Annotated in this window: 16 protein-coding genes; 13 read left to right on the top strand and 3 right to left on the bottom strand. The window is 73.4% G+C overall.

The genetic code is table 11. The annotated features are described in order from the left end of the window. Positions 1-12 precede the first annotated feature (12 nt). On the bottom strand, positions 13-972 hold the full coding sequence (locus tag ABZW17_RS18345; protein WP_354814860.1) for an alpha/beta hydrolase: 960 nt from the start codon (positions 970-972) through the stop codon (positions 13-15). Between the two features lie 104 nt (positions 973-1,076). Between ABZW17_RS18345 and ABZW17_RS18340 the strand changes: the two genes are divergently transcribed. After that, positions 1,077-2,099 carry a helix-turn-helix domain-containing protein gene (locus ABZW17_RS18340; protein WP_354814857.1) on the top strand — a complete coding sequence of 341 codons (1,023 nt, stop codon included), beginning with the start codon at positions 1,077-1,079 and terminating at the stop codon, positions 2,097-2,099. A 305-nt stretch (positions 2,100-2,404) separates the two neighbouring features. Here ABZW17_RS18340 and ABZW17_RS18335 read toward each other — a convergent pair whose 3' ends face one another. Further along, positions 2,405-3,373: a TIGR01777 family oxidoreductase gene (locus ABZW17_RS18335; protein ID WP_354814854.1), complete on the bottom strand. Its 969-nt coding sequence runs from the start codon at positions 3,371-3,373 to the stop codon at positions 2,405-2,407. A gap of 438 nt (positions 3,374-3,811) precedes the next feature. Between ABZW17_RS18335 and ABZW17_RS18330 the strand changes: the two genes are divergently transcribed. From ABZW17_RS18330 to ABZW17_RS18280, 11 genes are read left to right on the top strand one after another with little or no spacing between them, the layout of a single operon-like run. After that, positions 3,812-4,258, top strand: coding sequence for a hypothetical protein (locus ABZW17_RS18330; RefSeq protein WP_354814851.1), 447 nt, complete (start codon positions 3,812-3,814; stop codon positions 4,256-4,258). A 21-nt stretch (positions 4,259-4,279) separates the two neighbouring features. Then, entirely contained in the window at positions 4,280-4,729 is a 450-nt protein-coding gene (locus tag ABZW17_RS18325) for a hypothetical protein (RefSeq protein WP_354814848.1), read from the top strand. Then, entirely contained in the window at positions 4,726-5,208 is a 483-nt protein-coding gene (locus ABZW17_RS18320) for a hypothetical protein (RefSeq protein WP_354814845.1), read from the top strand. Before ABZW17_RS18325 ends, ABZW17_RS18320 begins: the two co-directional genes overlap by 4 nt. Then, positions 5,205-5,633, top strand: coding sequence for a hypothetical protein (locus ABZW17_RS18315; RefSeq protein ID WP_354814842.1), 429 nt, complete (start codon positions 5,205-5,207; stop codon positions 5,631-5,633). Before ABZW17_RS18320 ends, ABZW17_RS18315 begins: the two co-directional genes overlap by 4 nt. Before the next feature lie 44 nt (positions 5,634-5,677). After that, positions 5,678-6,013 carry a prepilin-type N-terminal cleavage/methylation domain-containing protein gene (locus tag ABZW17_RS18310; protein ID WP_003097675.1) on the top strand — a complete coding sequence of 112 codons (336 nt, stop codon included), beginning with the start codon at positions 5,678-5,680 and terminating at the stop codon, positions 6,011-6,013. Between the two features lie 58 nt (positions 6,014-6,071). Continuing rightward, a complete protein-coding gene (locus tag ABZW17_RS18305) occupies positions 6,072-7,160 on the top strand; it encodes a type IV pilus twitching motility protein PilT (RefSeq protein ID WP_354814839.1) in 1,089 nt (362 codons plus the stop codon). After that, complete coding sequence (locus tag ABZW17_RS18300; RefSeq protein ID WP_354814836.1) at positions 7,157-8,686, top strand: GspE/PulE family protein; 1,530 nt, start codon at positions 7,157-7,159, stop codon at positions 8,684-8,686. Before ABZW17_RS18305 ends, ABZW17_RS18300 begins: the two co-directional genes overlap by 4 nt. Then, complete coding sequence (locus tag ABZW17_RS18295; protein ID WP_354814833.1) at positions 8,683-9,888, top strand: type II secretion system F family protein; 1,206 nt, start codon at positions 8,683-8,685, stop codon at positions 9,886-9,888. The genes ABZW17_RS18300 and ABZW17_RS18295 overlap by 4 nt, the downstream gene beginning before the upstream one ends. Further along, entirely contained in the window at positions 9,888-10,328 is a 441-nt protein-coding gene (locus ABZW17_RS18290; protein WP_354814830.1) for a prepilin-type N-terminal cleavage/methylation domain-containing protein, read from the top strand. The genes ABZW17_RS18295 and ABZW17_RS18290 overlap by 1 nt, the downstream gene beginning before the upstream one ends. Beyond that, complete coding sequence (locus ABZW17_RS18285; RefSeq protein ID WP_354814827.1) at positions 10,322-10,945, top strand: prepilin-type N-terminal cleavage/methylation domain-containing protein; 624 nt, start codon at positions 10,322-10,324, stop codon at positions 10,943-10,945. Before ABZW17_RS18290 ends, ABZW17_RS18285 begins: the two co-directional genes overlap by 7 nt. Next, positions 10,942-12,954, top strand: coding sequence for a hypothetical protein (locus ABZW17_RS18280; protein WP_354814824.1), 2,013 nt, complete (start codon positions 10,942-10,944; stop codon positions 12,952-12,954). The genes ABZW17_RS18285 and ABZW17_RS18280 overlap by 4 nt, the downstream gene beginning before the upstream one ends. 4 nt (positions 12,955-12,958) lie before the next feature. Here the strand turns inward: ABZW17_RS18280 and ABZW17_RS18275 are convergent, their stop codons facing one another. Further along, the gene (locus ABZW17_RS18275) at positions 12,959-13,738 is read right to left on the bottom strand and encodes a prepilin peptidase (RefSeq protein ID WP_354814821.1); all 780 of its coding nucleotides are present in this window, start codon (positions 13,736-13,738) and stop codon (positions 12,959-12,961) included. A gap of 271 nt (positions 13,739-14,009) precedes the next feature. Between ABZW17_RS18275 and ABZW17_RS18270 the strand changes: the two genes are divergently transcribed. Then, the gene (locus ABZW17_RS18270; protein ID WP_354814818.1) at positions 14,010-14,870 is read left to right on the top strand and encodes a universal stress protein; all 861 of its coding nucleotides are present in this window, start codon (positions 14,010-14,012) and stop codon (positions 14,868-14,870) included. Positions 14,871-14,913: the final 43 nt, after the last annotated feature.

Here is a 14,913-nt window from a genome sequence, read left to right as displayed (position 1 = left end):
GCCGCTCTCCGGTCAGGGGGCGGTGATGTGGAGGCCGCGCCGCAGGGCGTCGAGCTCGTCGGCGAACATGCGGCGGGAGACCGCCGCCGTCTCGACCAGCCCGGAGCCGTGGAAGGTGCCCGGGTAGTGGCGCAGCTCGGCCTGCACGCCCGCGTGGGCCAGCCGGCGCGCGTAGTCGATGCCTTCGTCCCGCAGCGGGTCGAACTGGCAGGTCGTCACGAAGGCCGGCGGCAGCCCGGCGAGGTCGGTGGCCCGCGACGGCGCGGCGTAGGGCGAGACGCCGTCGCTGCCCGGCTCCGCGCCGAGGTAGGCCGTCCAGCTGTAGACCGCGTTCGGGCGGTTCCAGATCGGCGTGTCGGTGTACGCGCGCATCGACGGCGTGTCGAGGCGGTCGTCCAGCTCCGGGATGCCGAGGTACTGGAAGCACAGGGCCGGGCCGCCGCGGTCGCGGGCCAGCAGGGCGACCGCCGCGGCGAGCCCGCCGCCGGCGCTCTCGCCGGCCACGCCGAGCCGGTCCGGGTCGATGCCCAGTTCGCCGGCCTTCGCGGCGACCCAGTTCAGGGCCGCGTAGCAGTCCTCGACCGGCGCGGGGAACGGGTGCTCGGGGGCCAGCCGGTAGTCCACCGACACGATCACGATCCCCAGCTCGTCGACCAGGCGCAGCAGGTGCGCGTCGAAGGTGTCGAGGTCACCCATGACGAACCCGCCGCCGTGCACGTACAGCAGGCCGGGCGCGGGCGCGGTGCGGTTCCCGGGGGTGTAGACGCGCACGGGGACGTCCGGGGCGTCGGACGGGCCGGGCACGGCGGTGTCGCGGACGTCGACGGGGTGCGCCGGTTCGTAGGCCGGCAGGACTTCGGCGAGCTGCGCCATCGAGGAACGCGCGGCCAGCAGGGATTCGTGGTCGGTGAGGGTCACGGCCGGGAGCATGTCCAGCCAGGGCAGCAGCTCGGGATCGATCGCGTAGGTCATGGTCCGATCATCGGCCGCCCGGCGTGACCCCGGCCACCGCCACGCGGCGGGCGTTGCTGGGCCGATCCTCGCCATCCGGCGGCGGGCGCGCCTATCGTGACGGCATGAAAGGGCTGCTGCTGAGGCTGTCCGGGCTCGACGCCGACGCCGAGAACGCGGTGCGCGTGATCGGGTTCTTCGACCGCCTGATCGCCGGGCGGGCCGGGCTGGACGCCCTGGTCCGCAGCACGGCGAGCCTCGCCGGCTGCCCGGTCGGCGTGCACGCGCCCGGCCAGGGGCTGTCGCTGCGCGCGTCACCCGGAGCCGACGTCGTCACGCCGGGCACGGCGCCCGCGGGGGCGGCGGTACGGCCCCTCGAAGGCGGCGTGGTCGTGTGGGTGGCCCGGGCGGGCGAGCCGGTCCCGCTCGACGACATGCTCCTGGAGCGGTTCGCGATCGCGGCGGCGATCCTGCTGGAGCACTCCGGCGTGCCGCGGCCCGAGCTCGGGGACCCGGCGCTGGTCGAGCTGGCGCTGTCCGCGGACGCCGGCACCGCGGAGCGGTCACGGGCCCTGCACCTGCTGGGTTTCGGCCCGGCGACCCGGTTGTGCGTGCTGGCGGGGACGGGCGTCGACGCGCTCTCGGGGCGTTCGGCGCGGCTGGGCGGGGTGCGGGTGGTGTTGCTTTCCGGCGAGGTGCCGGAGCTGCCGGACGGCGCCCGCGCGGGCATCGGCCCGGAGGGGCCCGCGATCGAGGCACCCCGGTCCTGGGCGGCGGCCCGGACGGCCCTGCGGTTCACGTCAGCGGCGGAGCCGGTGGTGTGGTGGGAGCGGCTGGGCGGCCTGGCGGCGGTGGCGGGCAAGCTGAGCCCGCCGGAACTGGCGGACCTGCCGGACGTCCGCGGGCTCGACAGCCTGGCGGCGGAGTCCCACGGCCCGGACACGCTGGCGGCCCTGGACGCGCTGTGCGCAACGGGCTCGGCCCGCAAGGCGGCGGCGGTCCTGCACCGGCACCACAGCACGATGCCGGCCCGGCTGGCCCGCGCGGAGGCGGTGCTGGGGTTCGAGGTGGATTCGCCGTCCGGCCGCTTCCGCCTGCACCTGGCCCTGATGCTGCGACGGCTGCGGGACAACGCCGAGCTGGGCTGACGGTCCTGTGTGGACTTGCCCGGACGGCCGGCTCGCGTGCCTGGGCGGTCGGCCCGCGTACCCAGGCAGTCGGCTTGCGTACCCAGGCAGTCGGCCCGCGTACCTGAGCAGTCGGCCCGCGTACCCAGGCAGTCGGCTCGCGTGCCTGGGCGGTCGGCCCCCGTACCCAGGCAGTCGGCTCGCGTGCCTGGGCGGTCGGCCCCCGTACCCAGGCAGTCGGCCCGCGTACCCAGGCAGTCGGCCCGCGTACCCAGGCAGTCGGCCCGCGTACTCAGGCAGTCGGCTTGCGTGTCTGGGCGGTCGGCTCAGGTGAGCGGGCTTGGTGCGTGTCGTGACTGGTGCACCAAGTCCTCGGCCGCGGCCGGCCACTCCGGGAAGCGGAACTCGAAGCCGGCCGTCAGCAGCTTGCCCGGGACCACCCGGCGGCTCTTCAGCAGCAGTTCCGTGTCGCTGCGGAGCACGAACGCGCCGATCTCCGCCATCCACTTCGTCGCGGGCAGGCCCACCGGCACCCCGGCCGCCGTGCGGAGGATCCGGAGGAAGCCGGCGTAGGGCAACGGTTCCGGAGCCGCCAGGTTCACCGGCCCGCTCAGCTCGTCGTGCCCGATCAGGAACTCGATCGCGCGGACCAGGTCGCCGTCGTGGATCCAGGACAGGTACTGCGCGCCGCCCGCCACCGGGCCGCCCAGGCCCAGTCTCGCCAGGTGCAGCAGCATCGCGAACGCGCCTCCCGGCTCCGGGCTCATCACCATCGCCGTGCGCAGCGCCACCTTGCGCGTGTGCGGCGTCTCCGCCAGGCGCTGCTCGTCCTCCCATGCCTTCGCGATGTCGACGCTGTACGCCCAGTACGCGGGGACGTCCGGCTCGCCGCCGCCGAGTACGCCGGTCGTTTCGTCGTTCGGCGGGCCGGACGTGTGCGCGTAGATCGTCGCGGTGCTCATCTGCAGCCAGACCCGCGGCGGGCGCACCGCGCGGGCGATCGCGCTGCCGACCACCCGCGCCGAGTCGACGCGCGAGTTCCGCATCTCGCGCAGGTTGGCCGGGGTGTAGCGGCAGTTCACCGACCGGCCGGCCAGGTTCAGCACGACGTCGCTGCCGTCGAGCTCCACCGTCCACGGCCCGGCGGCCCGCCCGTCCCACCGGACGTGCCGCACCCCCGGCTCCGGCCGCACCTCCCGCCGGGTCAGCACGACGACCTCGTGCCCCTGCCCGGCCAGCGCCCGGCCGAGCACGCGGCCCAGGTGCCCGGTGCCCCCCGGAATCACGATCTTCATGCCACCCCTCCGAATCCCGTCGTGGCCTCACCATAGCCGAAGAGTTGAACACGTTCAAATACTACTCGCTGTAACTCATCAGCCGAAGAATTGTCACTCGCCGAAGTGCCGCAACCGAGCCGCCCAGGACCCGTCGAGCACCGCCGGGAAGATCACGGGACGGTCTCCGCCATTCGGCCGAACGGGTCGGAAAAGCCGCAGGTCACGGTCGCGCATCGGAACCCGTTCCCGGTGACACGACGACGCCGCCGCCCGACCCCCGCGCGCGTAACACGCCGGGCTGCCGAGGACAAGAGACCTCGGACCTTCGCAGTCAGGCCGGTCGCCCGGGGAGAAGATCGCCGCCGGATTCGCACACTCTTCGTGACGGTCCACTCGGACCAGCCGGAGCGTCCCCGAGCCGGCCCTCCCGATGAAACAGCTTCCAGGAGTGAACTCATGCGCAAGATCAGCAAGCGGTCCGCGGTCGTCCTCGGTGCCGCCGGTGTGGTCGTCGTCGCCGGTGTCGCCTACGCGGCCTGGTCCAGCTCCGGCGCCGGTACCGGTTCGGTGTCCTCGACCACCTCGGTCAACTCGACGATCACGCCCGCGGGTTCGGGCAGTGCGCTCTACCCGGGCGGCGGCACCGACTTCACCGTCACCGTCGACAACCCGAACAACTACCCCGTCGTGGTCACGTCGATCAGCGCCGGCTCCTCGGACGCGGTCGGCGGCTGCGCCGCCGGCACGGTCACCAGCGCGGTGCCCTCGAGCACCATCGGCACCATCGCGGCCAAGGGCAGCGGCACCTACACCCTGCACGCGACGATGAGCAGCACGGCCACCGACGCCTGCAAGAGCCAGACCTTCGTGCTGCCGCTCACCGCCACCCTCGCGTCCGCCTGATCCGCACCGGGCGGCGCCCCGATGTCCAGGTGGCGGACGGCGGTTCCGGCCGGCGCGCTCGCGGCCGTCGTGGTGACGTGGTTCGCGCTCGGCCCCGCGCCGGCCGGGAGCAGCGCGAACGGCAACGGCATCAAGCAGTTCGGCATCGCCGACGTGCCCGGCCGGGCCACCGCGCTGTTCCCCGGCGCGACCGGGACGCGGTGGATCCGGCTGGCCAACGCCGAGAACTTCCCGATCCTCGTCCAGACCGTGACGGCCGAGGCCGGCAAGCCGGCCGACAGCCGCGGCCGTCCGGTCCCGGCCTGCCCGGCGGCGTCGGTGCGGATCGACGCCCTCCCCGGACCGGTGACGGTCCCCGGCAACGGCACGGCCGACGTCCCGCTCACGACCCACATGCTGCCCGGCGCACCCGACGCGTGCCGGTCGGTCACCTTTCCCCTGACGTACACAGGAACGGCGGTCAAGCCATGAAGAACCCGACCCTGCGCCGCGTGCTCGTGGTCACCACGGTGGTCGGCGCGACGCTGGGCGGCGGGATCGCCGTCGCGGCGTGGACGAGCTCGGGCTCCGGCACGGCGGGCGCGAAGGCCGGCACGGCAGCGGCGCCTACGGCCACGGCGCTGCTCGCGTCGGCCTTCACGAGCGGCTTGCTCTACCCGGGCGGGCCGGCGGGCGACGCGAAGATCGTGGTGAACAACCCGAACCCGTATCCGGTCAAGGTGACCTCCATCGTGGCGAACGGGACACCGACCGGATCCGGCGGAACGGGTACCTGCACGACGACCGGCGTGGCCTGGGTCGCGCAGTCGCCGGCGACCGGGAACTCCGTGCCCGCCAACGGGAACACGACCCTGACCCTGTCGGGCGCGGTCACCCTGAGCGCGGCCTCCGACGACGGCTGCCAGGGCGCGCTGTTCGCGATCCCGGTGACGGTCACGGTGAGCTCATGAGCGCGCCCCGGGTGGTTTTCGCGGCCGCGATGGTCGCAGCCGCGTGGACCACGGTGATCACCGGCTTGGTCGCGGTGGGCGCGGCCAAGGCCGAGGCGGCCTGGCTGAAGTCCGGCCCCGGCACGGGATACGCGGTGGCGGGCAAACTTCAGACGCCCGACCAGCCGATTCTTGACGATGCGAAGTGCAACAACGGCGGTTCCGGCCCGACGGCCACGGTGCACTGGAATTACCCGGCGCCACTTCCGTCCGGGTTCGAGCTGTTCACCGCGACCTCGAAGAACGGTCCCGTGACGAGCGCGGGAACCACCACAACCACCTCGGCCACCGTCGTCCTGCCCAGCAACAAGACCACGTACGTGAGCGTGCGCGCAACCACCGGTGCCTGGCGAGGATCCCGATCTCCGGAGGTGGCCGCCTGCTGACTCCGGAACACCCCTGAAACCCCTGCAAAGCAAAGGAAAACACCATGCTGGAAAGACTGCGTGCCGCCCGTGCCAACGAGGACGGCTTCACCCTCATCGAACTGCTCATCGTCGTCGTGATCCTGGGTGTTCTCGCCGGGGTCGTCGTGTTCGCCGTGCAGGCGTTCAACGGTGACGGCAAGGCCGCCGCCTGCAACGCCGACTGGAAGAGCGTCGAGACCGCCAACGAGGCCTACTACGCCAAGACCGGTGGCTACGCCGCCGACCCGGCGACGCTGAAGACCGCCGGCTACCTGAAGGATGAACCGTCGACCACCAACGGCTACACCATCACCATCGCTTCCGGCGTCGTCAAGGCCGCCGGCGCCTGCACCCACTGATCACCTCCGCGGGGTGGGGCGACCCACCCCGCGGACCACCTCGCCCCGGAGGGAACCCATGCCCACCCAGATCGGCAGCCGCGTCGACGGCCTGCTCGAGGCGTTGTGGCAGGCGCGTGGCACCGACCTGCTGCTCACCGCCGGACTGCCGCCCCAGCTGCGCGTGCGCGGCGACCTCTCCGCGGTCCCCGGCCACCCCGTCCTCACCGGCGACGACACCGCCGCCCTGCTCGCCGAGCTGCTCACCGACGACCAGGCCCGCTCCTGGCGCGCCGCCCGCGAGTTCGACTTCTCCTTCGGCTGGCGTGACGAAGCCCGCGTCCGCGGGAACGCCTTCACCCAGCGCGGCGAGACCGTCGTCGCGCTGCGGATGATCCCGCGCCGCATCCCCGGCATGGCCGACCTCGGCCTGCCGCCCGTGCTGGCCGACTTCGCGCGACGGCACCAGGGTCTCGTGCTCGTCACCGGGCCGACCGGGTCCGGGAAGTCGACCACGCTCGCCGCCGTCATCGACCGGATCAACTCCGAACGCGCCTGCCACATCCTCACCGTCGAAGACCCGATCGAGTACGTCCACGAACACCGGCGCTCCGCGGTCAACCAGCGCGAGGTCGGCACCGACACCGAATCCTTCCCCGCCGCCCTGCGCAGCGCCCTGCGCGAGGACCCCGACGTCCTGCTGGTCGGCGAGATGCGGGACCTCGAGTCGATCCGCTTCGCCCTCACCATCGCCGAGACCGGGCACCTCGTCTTCGCCACCCTGCACACCAACGACACCGCGCAGTCCCTCGCGCGGATGATCGACGTCTTCCCCGCCGGACAGCAGGAGCAGGTGCGGGTCCAGCTCGCCGCCGCGCTCACCGGCATCGTCTACCAGCGGCTGCTCCCTCGCGTCGGCGGCGGGATGGTCGCGGCCTTCGAGGTCCTGGTCGCGAACACCGCCGTCCGGAACCTCATCAAGGAGGGCAAGCCGCACCAGCTGCGCAACGCGCTGGTGACCGGCCGCCGCGAGGGCATGGTGACGCTGGAGCAGTCGCTGTCCGAACTGGTCGCCGCCGGGCTGGTCACCCCCGCCGACGCGGCCGCCCGCAGCCTCCACCCGCAGGACATCCACCCGCGGCCGCTGCCCCGGAGCGTGCCGGCATGAGACTCCGCACCCAGCCCCGCACCGTCGACCTGCGCACGGTGACGCCGGACCGCGCCGCCGCCGACCTGCTCGGCGAGGCGAAGGCCCGCGAGCTCTGCGCGATCCCCCTATCCGTCCGCGAGGACGCCGTGCTGGTCGCGGTGGCCGACGCCGCCACCGCCCCGGCGCTGCAGGCGGCGCTCGGGCGGCCGGTGACCGTCGCCGTCGCCGCCCGCGCGGACATCCTGGCCACCATCGGCCGCACCTACCGCGCGCTCACCGGCGTCGACCAGCAGGTCAAGGCGTTCGAAGCGCGGGACGCGGTGCGCCGCGACGCCGCCCGCGCCGAGGCGCCGGCCACCGCGAACGACGACGCGCCGGTCGTGCACGTCGTCGCCCTGATGATCAAGCAGGCGCTGCGCGACCGCGCCTCCGACATCCACGTCGAGCCGCAGGCCGAGCGGATCCGCGTCCGCTACCGCATCGACGGCGTCCTGCACGACGTGCTCGACCTGCCCGGCTCGATGGGGCCCGCGGTGACCAGCCGGATCAAGATCCTCGCCGGGATGAACATCGTCGAGCGCCGCCGCCCGCAGGACGGCCAGATCAGCATGGACGTCGAGGACCGGCCGGTGGACATCCGGGTGGCGAGCACGCCGGTCGTCGGCGGCGAGAAGGTCGTGCTGCGGCTGCTGGACAAGAGCCGTCCGCTGTTCCGGCTGCCGCAGCTCGGCATGCCCGCGGAGATGGCCACGCGGTACACGGCGGCGCTGCAGTCGCCCTACGGCATGGTGATCTGCGCCGGGCCGACCGGCAGCGGCAAGACCACCACGCTCTACGGCTCGCTGGGCGAGCTCGACAGCAGCGAGCGCAACATCATGACCATCGAGGACCCGGTGGAGTACACCATGTCCTCGATCAACCAGATCCAGATCAACGAGCAGACCGGCGTCACCTTCGCCGACGGCCTCAAGTCGATCCTGCGCCAGGACCCGGACGTCATCCTCGTCGGCGAGGTCCGGGACGTCGACACCGCGCGGATCGCCGTGCAGTCCGCGCTCACCGGGCACTTCGTGCTCTCGTCGCTGCACGCCACCGACGCCGCGTCGGCGCTGCACCGGCTGCTGGACATGGGGATCGAGCACTTCCTCGTCGCGTCCTCGGTCACCGCGGTGCTCGCCCAGCGGCTCGTGCGGCGGATCTGCGCGCGCTGCAGCGAGTACTACCGGCCGTCCGCCGAAGAGATGTCCTTTTTGGACGCCTTGGGCGCGGACGGGCCGGCGGGCGGGTTCGTCCGCGGGGCCGGCTGCAACTTCTGCGCCCAGACCGGGTTCCTGGACCGCACCGGCGTCTACGAGCTGATGCCGGTCAGCGACGGGATCCGCACCCTGGTGCTGGAGCACGCGCCGCACCGCGAGGTGCACGAACTGGCCCGCAAGGAGGGCATGCGGACGCTGCAGGACGAGGCCCTGCGGCTGGTCGCCGAGGGCGTCACCACCCCGGCCGAGGTGCTGCGGTCGATCTACCTCACCGGAGGGGCCCGATGAACCGGTACGCCTACGTCGCCACCGGCCCGGACGGGCTGCGCACCCGCGGGGTGCAGAAGGCCGCCGACGCCGACGCCGCCGTCCTCGCGCTGTACGAGCGCGAGCTGCGGGACATCGAGGTGACCGAGAAGAAGAGCGTGCTCAAGCTGGAGCTGACCGCGCCGCGGGTCAAGCGCGAGGTCGTCATGCACCTCTCGCGCCAGCTCGGCGCGTTCGTCCGGGCCGGGCTGCCGCTGATCGACGCGGTCCGCATCCTCGGCGACGAGGCCGCGAACTCGTCGGTGGCCCGGATGCTGCGGGACGTCGAACAGGGCCTGCGCGGCGGTGACCGGCTGTCGGACCGCATCGACCGGCACCCGAAGATCTTCCCCGAGTTCTACCGGGAAATCCTGCGTTCGGCGGAGCTGACCGGGCAGCTCGACAAGGTCCTCGACCAGCTGGCCGACTACCTCGAACGCGACCTCGAAGCCCGGCGCAAGATCAAGGCCGCGCTGATCTACCCGGCGATGATCGCGCTGATGTCGGTCGTCACCGTCGTCGTGCTCGCCACCTTCGTGCTGCCGCGGTTCAAGTCCTTCTTCGCCAGCCTGAACGCGAAGCTGCCGCTGCCGACGCGGATGCTGCTGGCCGTCACCGACTTCCTGGGCCAGTGGTGGTGGGCGCTGCTGGCCGGGCTGCTCACCGCCACCGTGGGGTACGTCCTCGCCGTGCGCACCCCCGGCGGCCGGTACGCCCGCGACCGCGCGCTGCTCGCCGTCCCGGCGATCGGCCCGACCGTGCGGCACGCGCTCGTCGAGCGGTTCTGCCGGATCCTGTCGTCGATGGTGAGCGCCGGGGTCCCGCTGCCCGAGGCGCTGCGGGTCGCGACGGATTCGCTGCGCAACCGGGTGTTCATGCGCGCGCTCACCTCGGTCGGGCACGCGGTGCTGGCCGGTGAGGGCCTGGCCCGGCCGCTCACCGGTTCCGGGCTGTTCCCGGTGACCGCCGCGCAGATGATCCGCGTCGGCGAGGACACCGGCACCCTGGACGCCCAGCTCGAGGTGACGGCCCAGTACTACGAAGGCGAGCTGGACTACCGGCTGAAGAAGCTGACCGCGCTGTTCGAACCGGCCGTGATCGTGGTGATGGGCCTGGTCGTCGGGTTCGTGGCGATCGCGCTCGTCTCGGCGATGTACGGCATCTTCGGCCAGGTGCACGTCTGATGACCGGCGACGACCGGGGCGAGAGCCTCCTCGAACTGCTGGTCGCGGTCGCGATCCTGGGCGTCGCGGTCATCGCGATCGTCGGCGGGATCGGCGTGAGCGTGTTCATGTCCGACGTCCACCGCAAGCAGGCGACGGCGGGCGCGGGCGTGCGCGACTTCGGCGAAGCGGTCGAGAACCAGGTGCTGGCGGGCGGGTACTTCGCCTGCGCGACGCCCGCGAAGTACGCCGCGCCGGCCGGGTTCACCGTGCCGGCCGGGTTCACCGGCTCGGTGGCGTCGGTGAAGTACTGGACGGGCTCGGCGTGGTCGGCGACCTGCGGCACCGACAGCGGGCTGCAGCAGGTGACGCTGCAGGTCGCCAGCGGCGACGGGCGGGCGAGCGAGCGCCTGGAGGTCGTGGTGCGCAAGCGGTGCGGACTCGGGGAGGCGCTGTGCTGAGCCGCCGGTCCGAAGCCGGGTTCACGCTCATCGAGCTGCTCGTCGCCATCGTCATCCTGGGCGTCGTCGCCGCCCCGATCGCCAACGCGGTCATCGTCTCGATCCGCACCACCGACGCGACGTCCGCGCGGCTGGCCGTCTCCCACGACGCCCAGCAGAGCTCGGCGTTCTTCGCCCAGGACGTCGCCGCGGTCGGCCTGCGCGACTACTCCGGCCAGGTCGCGAACGGCCAGGTGCCGTACTCGCCGTCGATCCAGCTCGGTGCCGCCTACGACAGCGGCGGGCAGGTCTGCGGCACGGCCGCCACGCCGGTTTCGGTGGTGCGGCTGCTGTCCGACGACTGGGACACCAGCGCGCCGGCCGCGACCCGGCGCACCGCGATCGTCGCCTACTACCTCGCCGGGACCGAGCTGCACCGCCTGCGCTGCCTGGATGCCGCGGCTGCGTCCGACTCGGTCGTCGCGCACAACGTCGACGCGGCCACGCCCGCGGTGACGTGCTCCAGCACGTGCACGGCGGCGGCCGTCCCGCTGTGGGTGAAGCTGACCTTCACCGCCGTCGCGCCCCATGCCGACCCCTACCCCATCACCCTGTTCGGGCAACGGAGGCAGACATGAACCGCCGGTGGAAGGGCGACGACGCCGGGGCCGCGCTGCCGATGGTGCTCCTGCTGGTCACGGTGATCGCGATGGTGCTCGGCGTGCTGCTGTCGTACGCCGACACCAGCGTCCGCACCACGGTGAACCTGCGCGACCAGGCCGCGTCCGCCTACACGGCCGACGGCGCGCTGCAGGCGGGGATCAACGCGATCCGCAACGGCACGTTCACCGGCGCGCCCGGCGAACACTGCTTCGGCGCGTCGGACACCCTCACCCTGCCGAACTTCGGCGGCACCGGCTCGGCCGCGGTTTCGTGCACCGCCGATCCGGCGAAGGTGCAGATCCAGTGCCCGTCCCTGAGCGTGTGCAACCGGCCGGGCAACGCGATCCTCACCCTGGGCACCGGCGGCGAGGACGGGCTCAACATCCAGCAGCCGACCGGCTCGTCGTTCAAGGTGCACGGGATCGTCTACTCGAACTCGAACATCCGCGTGGTCAACGGATCCCTCGAAACGAACACCGCGGTGTACGCCCGCGGTGCCTGCGCGGGCACGATCCGCAGCACGCCCGCGGCGTCGTGCGGCTACGGCGGGTCGAGCCTGGGCGCCGACCCCGGGTACGCCCCGGCGCTGACCGCGGTCCCGCCGCACCAGTCGCTGCCGGCGTGCACCAGGGCCGGTTCGCTGGTCACCTTCCAACCCGGGTACTACGACGACGCGGCCGGGCTGTCGGCGATGATGTCCAGCAGCAGCAAGTGCAAGGACAGCACGTTCTGGTTCACGCCCGGCGCGTACTACTTCGACTTCCACAACAGCTCCGCGGCCCGGCCGCCGTCGCTGCCCGGCGGCGACGACGTGTGGACGGTCGACAACGGCACCCTGGTCGCGGGCACGCCGGTGGACGACAGCGGGCGGATCATCGCCAAACCACCGGTCCCGGCGAAGATCCCGGCGGCCTGCGACAACCCGATCGACGACGCCAAGGCGGCCGGCGTCCAGTTCGTCTTCGGCGGCGACAGCCGGCTGGCGGTGAAGGCGGGCCAGGCGGAGATCTGCGGCACCTACAGCGCGGACCGGCCGCCGGTCGCCCTGTACGGGCTGACCTCGGGCGCGGAGACGCCGGTGACCGCCACCCTCACCCCGGGCGCCGCGTCCGGGGACTTCACCGGCGCGACCGCAGCCGGACTGTCCAAAGTAGACGGTTCGGGCGCCACCTGGGCCGCACCCGGCAAGAGCGGCGGCACCGCGACCCTGACCGCCACCGCCTTCTCCCCCGCCGTGGCGCCGCCCGCCGGGACGATTTTGACCTCGGCGAAGGTCCGGGTGACCCACAGCAACGACCACGGCGCGAGCAAGGATGCGCGCACGGCCCAGTTCACCCCGGCGGGGGGCTCGCCGATTCCGCTGACCGTGTCCAGCCCGAAGGACAACTCGGCCGCGACCGACGTCACCGACGTGACGAGCCAGCTGGCCCAGGCGGTGTACGACGGCACCTTCACCGGTGGCCAGCTGGGGTACTCCGTGAACGTCAATCACGAAGGCACCGAGCTGGTGGACGCGGTGCAGCTGGAGCTCGCCTTCACCCCACCGGCGCTGCGGGCCGAGAGCGGGTGCACGCAGCTGACGTACACCAGCTCTTCGGCGTGCGCGCTGGTGACGGCCCTGAACAACTCCGGCAACCGGTTCTACGTGCAGGGGACGACGTACGCGCCGAAGGCCGTCCTGGACGTCACGCTGAACAACGCGACCGAACCGATCTTCCGCTTCGGGGTCGTCGCGCGGTCGTTGTGGGTGAAGGAAACCGGCAGCGTGACGTTCACCGGCGCGGTGATCGAGGTGCCGGACGACTCGCCGGGGTTCGTGTTCGGCGTCTACCTGTCCGCCTACGTCTGCCCCGGCGCGGGGACGTGCGCGCCGGGCAGCACGCCGGTGGCCCGGGCGCGGGTGGCCTACGTGGACGGGGATCCGACGAACCCGGTGCCGGGGGCCCGGCAGGTGTCCGTGCTGAGCTGGTCGGGGAACCGGTGACCGGTCAGGCCAGGCCGGTCAGCCGCTGGTAGGCGTGGCTGATCGGCCCGGCCGCGAAGAGCGCGATGAGAGCGGCGGCGATCATGAAGGGGCCGAACGGCAACGCCGTCTTGCGCCCGCCCTTCCCGGTCGCGAGGACGACGACACCGGCGACCGCGCCGAGCAGGAACCCGCCGAACGCGCCGATCAGCAGGGCCGCCCAGGACACGTACCCGAGCACGCCGCCGAGGATGCCCGCGAGCCGGACGTCGCCGAAGCCCATGCCGGCCGGGTACGCCAGCGCGAGGACGAGGTAGAACGCGAACAGGGCGGCGCCGCCGATCCCGGCGCGGACCGGCGACCACCAGTCGCCGCGGTACCCGGCCGACGCGGTCAGCAGGACGGCGAGGACCGGGTAGGACGGCAGCACGATCGCGTTCGGCAGGCGGCGGCAGTCGAGGTCGATCAGGGCCAGCGCGATCCCGATCGCGCCGAAGTACAGGAAGGCGGGCAGGTCGGGCGGGCCGAACCGCAGCGCCAGCAGCGCGAACAGCACCGCGGTGCCCAGCTCGACCAGGGGGTACCGGACGCTGATCCGGCTCCCGCAGCCGGCGCACCGGCCCCGCAGGACGAGCCAGCCGACGACGGGCATGTTGTGCCGCGCGCGGATGCCCTGCCCGCAGTCCGGGCACCGCGACGGCGGGCGGACGACGGATTCGCCCCGCGGCACCCGGTGGATCACGACGTTGAGGAAGGACCCGACGAGCAGCCCGAGCACGGCCGCCGTCACGACCAGCACCGCCATCGGGCTCCTCCGGGATCGGCTCGGCAACGCCGCAGATCATGCCCCACCCCGGTCCCGCCCGCGACCGGACGACACCCGTCCCCCGCCGGCCGACCGCCCAGGCACGCGAGCCGACCGCCCAGGCACGCGAGCCGACCATCCAGGCACGCGAGCCGACCAGCTGGGCACGCGAGCCGACCGTCCAGGTACGCGAGCCGACCGCCCGGGCACGCGAGCCGACCGTCCGGGTTAGGGGTCCCGGGCCGGGGCGGGCGGGCCTACAGTCTGGAGGATGACCGCCGCCGGAGGGTCGATCGTCACCGGGGTGGACGGGTCGGCCGAGTCGCTCGACGCCGTCCGCTGGGCGGCGCGGACCGCGCGGCTGCGGGACGCGCCGCTCGAAATCGTGCACGCCCTCGACGTCCCGGCCCTGGTCGCCGGCGGGGTCGTCCCGCCGCCCGAGGAGATGGTCGACGCCCTGCGCGCCCGGGGGCGGCGGGCGCTGCGGACCGCGCAGGAGCTCGCCGCCGCGCAGGGGGTGCCCGCGGCCGCCGCCCGGCTCGATCCCGACCGCGCCGCCCAGGCCCTGATCGAGGCGTCGCGGGACGCCGCGCTGCTCGTCGTCGGGTCGGCCGGGCACGGCAGGCTCACCAGCCTGCTCGCCGGTTCGGTGGCCGCGGCCGTGGGCACCCACGCGCGCTGCGACACCGTCGTCGTCCGCGGGGACAGCTGGGACGAGCCCGGCGCCGCCGCCCGGCCGGTCGTCACCGGCATCGACGGCAGCGAAGCCGGTGCCCGGGTGCTGGCCGCCGCCGTCGCCGAAGCCCGCGCGCGCCGGGCCCCGCTGGTCGTCCTGCACGCCTGGGCCGACAGCCCACCGCCGCACCGGGACCCGCGGTGCGTCACCGAGGCCGGACGCCGGCTGCTCGGCGAGCGGGTCCTGGCCCACGACACCGGCGACGTCGAGGTCGAGCAGGTCGTGGTGCACGCCCACCCGCGACGGGAGCTCGTCGAGCGCAGCACTACTGCCCAGCTGGTGGTGCTCGGCGACCGCGGCCGCGGCGGTTTCCCCGGCCTGCTGCTCGGCTCCACCGGCCAGGCCCTGCTGCACCACGCGGCCTGCCCGGTCCTGCTGGTCCGCACCACCGCGTGAAGGGAAGCGGGACGGAAGCGGGACCCGGCAGGATGACGCGCGA

The organism is Amycolatopsis sp. NPDC004625 (assembly GCF_040609695.1).
GTDB lineage: Bacteria > Actinomycetota > Actinomycetes > Mycobacteriales > Pseudonocardiaceae > Amycolatopsis.
This window is presented reverse-complemented; position numbering and strand designations above follow the sequence as displayed.

What these genes read in the sequence shown, in the direction of transcription:
- ABZW17_RS18295 (WP_354814833.1), top strand. Translation starts at nt 8,683, where the DNA reads ATGAACCGGTACGCCTACGTCGCCACCGGCCCGGACGGGCTGCGCACC.
- ABZW17_RS18335 (WP_354814854.1), bottom strand. Translation starts at nt 3,373, where the DNA reads ATGAAGATCGTGATTCCGGGGGGCACCGGGCACCTGGGCCGCGTGCTC.
- ABZW17_RS18275 (WP_354814821.1), bottom strand. Translation starts at nt 13,738, where the DNA reads ATGGCGGTGCTGGTCGTGACGGCGGCCGTGCTCGGGCTGCTCGTCGGG.
- ABZW17_RS18315 (WP_354814842.1), top strand. Translation starts at nt 5,205, where the DNA reads ATGAGCGCGCCCCGGGTGGTTTTCGCGGCCGCGATGGTCGCAGCCGCG.
- ABZW17_RS18310 (WP_003097675.1), top strand. Translation starts at nt 5,678, where the DNA reads ATGCTGGAAAGACTGCGTGCCGCCCGTGCCAACGAGGACGGCTTCACC.
- ABZW17_RS18340 (WP_354814857.1), top strand. Translation starts at nt 1,077, where the DNA reads ATGAAAGGGCTGCTGCTGAGGCTGTCCGGGCTCGACGCCGACGCCGAG.
- ABZW17_RS18305 (WP_354814839.1), top strand. Translation starts at nt 6,072, where the DNA reads ATGCCCACCCAGATCGGCAGCCGCGTCGACGGCCTGCTCGAGGCGTTG.
- ABZW17_RS18345 (WP_354814860.1), bottom strand. Translation starts at nt 972, where the DNA reads ATGACCTACGCGATCGATCCCGAGCTGCTGCCCTGGCTGGACATGCTC.
- ABZW17_RS18280 (WP_354814824.1), top strand. Translation starts at nt 10,942, where the DNA reads ATGAACCGCCGGTGGAAGGGCGACGACGCCGGGGCCGCGCTGCCGATG.
- ABZW17_RS18325 (WP_354814848.1), top strand. Translation starts at nt 4,280, where the DNA reads ATGTCCAGGTGGCGGACGGCGGTTCCGGCCGGCGCGCTCGCGGCCGTC.
- ABZW17_RS18290 (WP_354814830.1), top strand. Translation starts at nt 9,888, where the DNA reads ATGACCGGCGACGACCGGGGCGAGAGCCTCCTCGAACTGCTGGTCGCG.
- ABZW17_RS18300 (WP_354814836.1), top strand. Translation starts at nt 7,157, where the DNA reads ATGAGACTCCGCACCCAGCCCCGCACCGTCGACCTGCGCACGGTGACG.
- ABZW17_RS18330 (WP_354814851.1), top strand. Translation starts at nt 3,812, where the DNA reads ATGCGCAAGATCAGCAAGCGGTCCGCGGTCGTCCTCGGTGCCGCCGGT.
- ABZW17_RS18320 (WP_354814845.1), top strand. Translation starts at nt 4,726, where the DNA reads ATGAAGAACCCGACCCTGCGCCGCGTGCTCGTGGTCACCACGGTGGTC.
- ABZW17_RS18270 (WP_354814818.1), top strand. Translation starts at nt 14,010, where the DNA reads ATGACCGCCGCCGGAGGGTCGATCGTCACCGGGGTGGACGGGTCGGCC.